Annotated in this window: 9 protein-coding genes; 2 read left to right on the top strand and 7 right to left on the bottom strand. The window is 67.0% G+C overall.

The features are described from left to right. Window positions 1-135 precede the first annotated feature (135 nt). From CCN33_RS11455 to CCN33_RS11465, 3 genes are all read right to left on the bottom strand, one after another. Window positions 136-1,416 carry a hypothetical protein gene (locus tag CCN33_RS11455; RefSeq protein WP_086693531.1) on the bottom strand — a complete coding sequence of 427 codons (1,281 nt, stop codon included), beginning with the start codon at window positions 1,414-1,416 and terminating at the stop codon, window positions 136-138. Continuing rightward, window positions 1,409-2,779, bottom strand: a complete 1,371-nt coding sequence (locus tag CCN33_RS31535; RefSeq protein WP_167387827.1) for a Wadjet anti-phage system protein JetD domain-containing protein — start codon at window positions 2,777-2,779, stop codon at window positions 1,409-1,411. The genes CCN33_RS11455 and CCN33_RS31535 overlap by 8 nt, the downstream gene beginning before the upstream one ends. A gap of 499 nt (window positions 2,780-3,278) precedes the next feature. Further along, window positions 3,279-3,554: a hypothetical protein gene (locus CCN33_RS11465; protein ID WP_086693533.1), complete on the bottom strand. Its 276-nt coding sequence runs from the start codon at window positions 3,552-3,554 to the stop codon at window positions 3,279-3,281. Between the two features lie 277 nt (window positions 3,555-3,831). Between CCN33_RS11465 and CCN33_RS11470 the strand changes: the two genes are divergently transcribed. Next, window positions 3,832-4,062, top strand: coding sequence for a hypothetical protein (locus CCN33_RS11470; RefSeq protein ID WP_086693534.1), 231 nt, complete (start codon window positions 3,832-3,834; stop codon window positions 4,060-4,062). A 54-nt stretch (window positions 4,063-4,116) separates the two neighbouring features. Next, window positions 4,117-4,419: a hypothetical protein gene (locus tag CCN33_RS11475; protein WP_086693535.1), complete on the top strand. Its 303-nt coding sequence runs from the start codon at window positions 4,117-4,119 to the stop codon at window positions 4,417-4,419. A 10-nt stretch (window positions 4,420-4,429) separates the two neighbouring features. Here the strand turns inward: CCN33_RS11475 and CCN33_RS11480 are convergent, their stop codons facing one another. From CCN33_RS11480 to CCN33_RS11495, 4 genes are all read right to left on the bottom strand, one after another. Then, on the bottom strand, window positions 4,430-4,657 hold the full coding sequence (locus tag CCN33_RS11480) for a DUF6233 domain-containing protein (RefSeq protein WP_244173765.1): 228 nt from the start codon (window positions 4,655-4,657) through the stop codon (window positions 4,430-4,432). Between the two features lie 141 nt (window positions 4,658-4,798). Next, on the bottom strand, window positions 4,799-5,014 hold the full coding sequence (locus CCN33_RS11485) for a hypothetical protein (RefSeq protein ID WP_086693536.1): 216 nt from the start codon (window positions 5,012-5,014) through the stop codon (window positions 4,799-4,801). A gap of 30 nt (window positions 5,015-5,044) precedes the next feature. Next, window positions 5,045-5,989 (bottom strand): hypothetical protein, encoded by a 945-nt coding sequence (locus CCN33_RS11490; protein WP_086693537.1) that lies wholly within the window; start codon window positions 5,987-5,989, stop codon window positions 5,045-5,047. Window positions 5,990-6,022: 33 nt separating this feature from the next. Next, a complete protein-coding gene (locus CCN33_RS11495) occupies window positions 6,023-6,664 on the bottom strand; it encodes a hypothetical protein (RefSeq protein WP_086693538.1) in 642 nt (213 codons plus the stop codon). Window positions 6,665-7,031 lie beyond the last annotated feature (367 nt).

The following is a 7,031-nucleotide window of genomic DNA, read 5'->3' on the forward strand; positions in this document are numbered from 1 at the left end:
GCGGCCGCGGCCGCAGCGGCAACCGCCACGGGACCGGTCGTCTCGGCCGACGTCACTCCAGCGGCCCGCAACCGCCCCAGAAGCAAGGCTGCTTGAAACGCTCTGTCCTCATCCGCCTCACGGATGGCGTCCTGTTCAGAAGCCACCCAAACTCCCATCGGACCTCTGAGGCACATTCTGGCGCCGAAGACGCAGGGGATGCAGATAGGTGACGGAGGCCTCCGGATCGGCTAGCAAACCGTCCTCCACCACGACCGTATAGGGCTCGTCAGGATCGTCACTCAGCGCCATTACGTCGGTGATGATCGATGCAGCCGCAGGCCATCCCGCTTCGTACAGCGCCTGCGTAAGATCGACTTCCTCGTCCGCCGCCAACAACTCATCGGCCCGCAGCCGACGCCGCTCCCGTAGATGCGCATGTGCATCCTCAGCCCACTGAAAAGGATCGTCCTCATCCTCGTCGTCGCCCTCGACCACGAGAGGCCGCACACGTGCCCGAGAGCGAGGGGTGAACCTCTCCACTGTTTCCAGGAGCTGAGCCGGCTCGATCCACACTGCCGGCACGTCGGCGACCAGTGCCGTACCCACCTGCGACAGCAGCTCTACGTCACCCTGAACCGCGGCGTGGTCGTACTCCTTCACGGTCAGCACGTCAAAGTTCAGACTGCCGCCGCCCTGCTCAAGTACTTTGTCCGCGGCGGCCATGACCTGCAGACGGTAGAACTGCTCCGCCTCGATCAGAGCCGAACCAGCTTCCTCCAGCGCCCAGTCACCACTGAACCGGTCCGTGACCAGTTTGTTCAGTTCCTTCACCTGGCGCGTGAACCCTTGATGATCATGCTGTCGATGGGACTCCATCAACTCGGCCGTCGTGCCGGTAGCAATCTGCCGCTGCAAATCCAGAGCGAAAACCCGCAGCGCGTTCCGGCACGACACCAGATAGTCCAGAGCCGCCTCGGGGTCGGGATTGCTGCGATCGAACACAGCCCTCGCCCGATCCAACAGCAAGATCAACTCATCAACACCCCCGTGCTCCGCCAGCCGTTCAGCCGCCAAAGCACCTGCTAGCCCTGCAGGTCGCACGACATACCGGTCCTGATGGGCCTTCAGAAGATACGGCTCAAGGAACCCCAGCCGGATCAGGACAGCCAAACGGCGATCGATCAGCTCCTCCGGCCACCCTGAAGGATTGCCCTTCAATGCCTGCACTACCTCAGCCTTCGACAGCCCGTGCGCCCCGGCATGCTCGGCAAACGCTTTCAGGATGGCGAGCGCCACCTGCGCCACCTGCGGGTGCTGCGCCACAGCACCAGCATCCTCAGCAACGGGAGCCATGAACGCCCGCCAGTTGGCCAACTGAACAGCCGCCGCCAGATCCTGCCGATCGCCGTCTTCGAACGCGAGCTGTTCACCCACCGGCCGGCACCGCCTCCAACAGCCCAACCAAGCGAGGCAGCACCTTCCGGTGCAACGGCTCCTGCTCACACGATTCGCCCGAGACCGCGATCTCCGCCGCCAGGGCCCGCAGTTCCACTGGCCCCTCCGCCGCCATCCTCTCCGCCAGCGCGCGTGCCTTCGGATACTGCTCTGGCTCCTGATCCCGGTAGGGGCCGGCACGCCACATCTCCACTTCCATCCCCACCGGATGCACCTTGCGGTCCAAGCGCCGGGACAGATCATCGATGATGGCAATCCCATCCGCATCCAGGTCTCCCCAGATGGCCATCCGCTCCGGACGCATCCACTCCAGCAGGGCAACCAGCTTGTTGGTGACGTACCCCTTGCCCCAGATGCACAGCCACTGCGACGTAACCTCCGGGATCGCACACACGCGTTCAAACGTGTCCGAGTTCTCAACCAAGAAGACGCCCCGCCCGCCGTGCTCGACTTCCCCCACCAGCCGCAGAGCACCAGCAGGCAGAGCGATCCACGGCTTGGCCACCGCAGCGTCGGCAGCCACCGATCCCACCCGCCACCGCAAAGGCCCCCGCACCCGAATATCGACATCAGCCTCATCGAGCGCCAGGTCAAAGCTCATCCCGACCAGGTTCTCGAAAGCCGCCTGCCGTGGAGGGGTCCACTTCTTCGACCCGCTCAACGCAAGGCCAGCCAACTCCTTGGCGGACAACCGCTCCCCGCCTAGGTATGCCGGCCACCACACAGACGCCGCGCGCACCGCCGCCTCATAGGCAGTCCACGCCTCGGTCGCGACCGCACTGTCCTGCGGCACCCTCAGCGGCGAACCCACCGGACAGGTATCCAGCAGCACATGCTCCCGCTCCAGCTCCGGTACCGGCGCCATCAGCGCAAGCAGTTCCTTGCGTACCTCATCGGGATCCCGCCATCCGCGCAACTCCTGCAGCAACTCATCCGCCTGTAATGCCCACGAATGAGACAGACGCCATGCCAACGGACCGGCGAGCTCGAGATCGTCATCAACCGCGCAACGCAGGACCACACCTCCGCACCGCACCAGCGCCAGAGCTACATCCCACGCCCTGTCTCCGAAACGGGACTCCACCGTGGCCCAAGAGCGCCGCTGCGCCGAGAGCACCCACACCAGATGCCGGCTATCCAAAGTCTCCGGAGGTTCATAGGCCGGCTGCTCCCGCGCAGTCACCAGGTCGACTTCCCGAATGCGCAGCAAGCCCTGGCGATTACGCGGTGCGCGGTTCATCCCCTCACGACGTACCGGCACAGACAGAGCATGTGTGCCCTCCGGCACCTCAGCCAGCGCTACCCGGATGCGGCCTTCCGCTTCACTGAACAACAGAGCCATAGCGCCCGCCCCGGCACTCACATGCCCTCCCCAGAGACACATCGGACCTTGGACCCAGGCAGATCCACTCTGTCAGGAAGGCATACACAAAGCCCCTTGCGCCCCACAAAAACACAAAGTGAGTCCAATCCAACATTGGCCCAAAGCTGGCACGGTGACGCACCGTCGTCTGCTACTCGCCCCCGTGCTGGAGTCGCTGTGCGAACTGGTGCCGAGAACCTGCACTGGTTCGCCTGGAACCCGATCATGCGATCACGCTGCACGCAGGCCTACATCCCGGACCCGCGGCTGTGACGATGCCGGGATTGGGTCAAAGTCGTGTGCGGGAGAGAGTCGCCAGTGCCCGCAGCCGAACGCGGTCAGGGCCGTCTGATTTGTCCTGCGTGCGACGCCGAACCCCAAGCGATCATGAGGCAGGTGATGTGCTCGCGGTGTGGGCAGACGCCCAAGGGCCGGGACCCCTGCCCCGCAGTCGTTGCTTCGCGGGCACGCCACCGCTCTACAGCAGGTCCTCCTCGGCCCAGACGTAGCCGAAGTGCCGCGCCATGTGCACTAGTGCCCGGCGCAGAACGGTCTGGCGCTCCTGGTGGTGCATGATGGGCGATCTGGTGATCGTGACGGCCATCTCCGGCCGGATGCTGTCCTCCCCGGGGCCCAGTGCGTTGAGGTCGATCAGCGTCCCGAGACCGGGGGAGGGCTGGTCGTGAGGGCCTTCGGCGCTCAGACGCAGTTCGGTGGTCGGAGGTGCCGACCACCGCATCCGGGCCGTGGCCACGACGGCGTCGGGCAGCGTCTTTGCGGCGCTCTCCCACGCGGTCGGTCGACTACCACCAGGCGGTGCCCGTGGTCGTCACCGAGCTGGAGCGGATCACCGCCGACCCGGCCCGGGGCCGCGGGCGCGGTGTGGCGCAGGCTCGGGCGCGATGAGTGGCAGACGCTGTCCGAGGCCCTGGACACCCCCGACGGCGACCGGCTGTACCGGGTGGAGCTCCAAGAGGCCCGTCGGCGGCAGGGCAGAGCGCGAGGCCGCGCACCGGGAGGCGCCGCGGCCGGTGTGCACACGGTGCGGCACCAAGTTCACCGACGACCGATGGCAGGAGATCAAGCGGTCCTCGTGGCCCGGCGAGCGGGACCGGCTGTGCGGGCCGTGCGCGAAGGAGGCCGCCGACCGGGCGGAGGCTGAGCGCGTCGCGCGCCGCCAGGCGGAGGAAGTCGAACGCGCGGCAGCCGAAGCGCCGCCCGTGAAGCCCCGCAGCCGGTTCGGCACCGGGCGCCGTCGGTAGCCGGCGGCCTCGGAGGCCGGGGTGGTTGTCGGTGATGGCTGCGAGGCTGGCCGGATGAACACCGATGACGAGCAGCTGCTGCGCGGCCGGGTGTACGGCTGCGGCCACGACGACCCCCGCCCCGGCCCGCTGCCGCACCAGACGTACGCCACCCTGGTCGGCGGTCCGCTGGACGGACTGCTGCTCGACATCACGGGCTGGCGGCCGGAAGAGATAGACGACGGCATCGCCCTGATGACCGAGCTGGGCCGGTGGCCCGGCGGCCGGGCACTGTACGACCCTTGCCCCGACGACCCGCGCCCATCGGGCGGCCCGGGTGTGGTGTGCCGCTTCTACTACTCCGGCGACACCCCCTGACCGACGTGCGTCAGGAGTCGCCGATGTGGTCGAAGCCGCGCAGCATCGGCGTCAGCTCCTGTACGCACCCGCACAGCGTGCACAGCTGCGTCCCCGAGATCTCCGCGACGTGCAGGGCCCGCTGCACATCGCGCAGCAGCGCGCCCTCGGGTGCCTCTTCACAGTCCGGCGCGTGCAGCACCCCGCGGGCCGGGCCCTGCCCCTCGCGCGCAGCGGCCGCCAGCGACGGCGGCCCCACCACCTATATTGACGCCCCGCCGCCGCACGGCGAGCAGCTCCTAACCACCTTCTTCGACGAACTCCTCAAACGACACAGGCCACCCAAAAACGTGTGACAGGCGGTGAGGGGGTCTCGCTCCACCTCCAGCAGGGGGCGGTGTCATGCCGACTTGAAAGCCGTGAGTGCCGCCTGGAGCACCTCAGGAACGGCCTCGGGCGGTACGACCCGCAGGGCAACGTAGGTGAGAACGAGCGTCACAATCGCCGCGAGAGTACACCTGATGATGCCGGTGACATCGGCTTCTGCGGCCTTGTCCATGGCCCGCCAGATGACGAGCGCAAGGACCAGCAGGGCTATAAGGAGGAGAGCGATCATGTTGACTGGAATCCTTCGACAGGAGGGGCTTCACCTGTCGGTCTCGGGCTCCAGCCCTACCGGCAAAGATTCTTGAGAAATCCCCACCTGCGTTTGGGCCATGCGGCGGCGCTGCTCGGCAGCCAGGCGCTTGGCCTTGCGTCGGACGCGTTCACCGAAGGCTTCCGGGTCGGCGGCTCCGGTCACGGCGGATGCCTCGGTCCAGGTCGTGCGGTCGCCCTCGGCGTAGGCAAGCACCGTCAGCCGCTCGGCTTCGTTAAGGCCGCGGAGCACGGCGTTGAGCCGATCGTCTTCGAATACCCCGCCCGTCGTGTGGGTCAGCAGATCGATGTCGGCGGCGACCAGGTCGTACAGCGACAATCCGCCGAGATCGGCGTCCAGGGACAGCACGCGGCCGTGCCGGGTGCGGCGCCGCCAGATCGGAACCAGTTGACGGTGTAGTGAGCGGGCCTCGGCTTTCAGCGCGCCTAGGGCGGTGGCCGGCAGGAACCCCTCGGTCAGCAGCGGGGCGCACCAGTCGCCCAGCAGCGCGGTGGTCACGGCTTGGTTCCAGCGGTCGCTGCGCGGCAGCACCAGCGTATGAGCCGCGAGAGGCTCGACCCAGTCGGTGGCAGTCTCGGAGCGCCGCACGGGCGTGCAGCCGCTGACCACCGAACGCACGGTGCAGGCATGCAGCAGGTCCGGATGTGCGTAGCGGACGGACGGCACAGTGCGCTCCACTGCGCGTTCCTTGGGAACGTTGGTCCTACGCAGGCCGTCGGCGGCCTCGACCACCATGAGCTGCTGCCTGGGAGAGAGTGCGAGGAACCTGGGGTCACCCAGGCTGGGTGCCTGAACGCTGAGGACCTCGCCCTTCGGGATGTCCTCGGCCGCCATGTTCTTCTGGCCGGGGGAGCAGAGGTCGAGGAAGCTGAAGTGACCGGCGGGTTCCTCAACGACGAGGGACTGGCGGATCGGGACGTACACGGGGCTCACGCAGATGCTCCTTGTGCCGGAGGGGCGGTGTCCCTACTCGGTCCCAGACGACGGCCGGACCGGCAACAAATTTGGGAGAGACTCAGGGCTGCTGTCCATGGCCTGTCGAAGCCTGCTGCGCCGTGCCTGTTCGTCAGCAAGCCGTTTGACTTTGCGCCGCACGCGTTCGCCGAAGGCGGTCGGGTCCATGGCTCCAGATGCGGCCGCGGCTTCGGTCCAGATGGTGCTCTCGCCCTCGGCGTAGGCGAACACCACCTGCCGCTCAACTAGGTCGAGGCCGCGTAGAACGGCGTTAAGCCTATCGTCTTCGCACGTCCCGCTCGTGGTGTGAGTGAGTAGGTCTACACCGTCGGCGACCAAGTCGTAGAGCGACAGCCCGTCGCCGAGGTCGGCGTCGAGCGACAGCATGCGGCCGTGTCGGGTGCGCCGCCGCCAGATCGGAACCAGTTGGCGGTGAACTCTCCGGGCTTCGGCCTTCAGCGCGCCGAGAGCCGTGAAGGGAAGGTGGCCGTCGTGGACCAAGGGCTCACACCATTCCCCGATGAGCGCCGTCGTTACCGCCTTCCGCCACCGTTCGCTGCGCGGAAGAGTCAGGACCTCGGCAGCGATGTCGTCCGCATCGCCTGGAGATCTATCAAGGTTGATAACTGTGTTGCCGGTCAAGTGCTTGATCACTCCGGTTGCCCTTCCTCGCAGCCGCAGGGTGCGTACAAGGTCCGGCTCCGGACCAGCAGTTGGGAGAGGCCCAGGCCCAGGTCCTTGATCTCGGTGAGCCAAACGGACGCCTCCGTCGGCGGGAGTGGCTACGACGACTGCCATACCGAGCGGTGCTGCGGGGAGGGAGATGGGCACGAAGGTTCGATAATGCGGCTGAGCTGGTATGGCCGGAAGAGTGTTCACATCTGCTCCGTTCCTCACGCGGTGTCCTCCTCTCTCGGTACCAGGGGGTGGGCGTACCGGCAATGAATCTTGAGCGGCTGCCTGTGATCCTCCTCACTCCGTTTCTCCCGGAGTTCGTCAGCGTTTGATGCGTCCGCGGACG

This window comes from Streptomyces recifensis (genome assembly GCF_002154615.1).
GTDB lineage: Bacteria > Actinomycetota > Actinomycetes > Streptomycetales > Streptomycetaceae > Streptomyces > Streptomyces griseoluteus.

Coding starts and splice junctions, on each gene's coding strand:
- CCN33_RS31535 (WP_167387827.1), bottom strand. CDS start 2,779: ATGGCTCTGTTGTTCAGTGAAGCGGAAGGCCGCATCCGGGTAGCGCTG.
- CCN33_RS11475 (WP_086693535.1), top strand. CDS start 4,117: ATGAACACCGATGACGAGCAGCTGCTGCGCGGCCGGGTGTACGGCTGC.
- CCN33_RS11485 (WP_086693536.1), bottom strand. CDS start 5,014: ATGATCGCTCTCCTCCTTATAGCCCTGCTGGTCCTTGCGCTCGTCATC.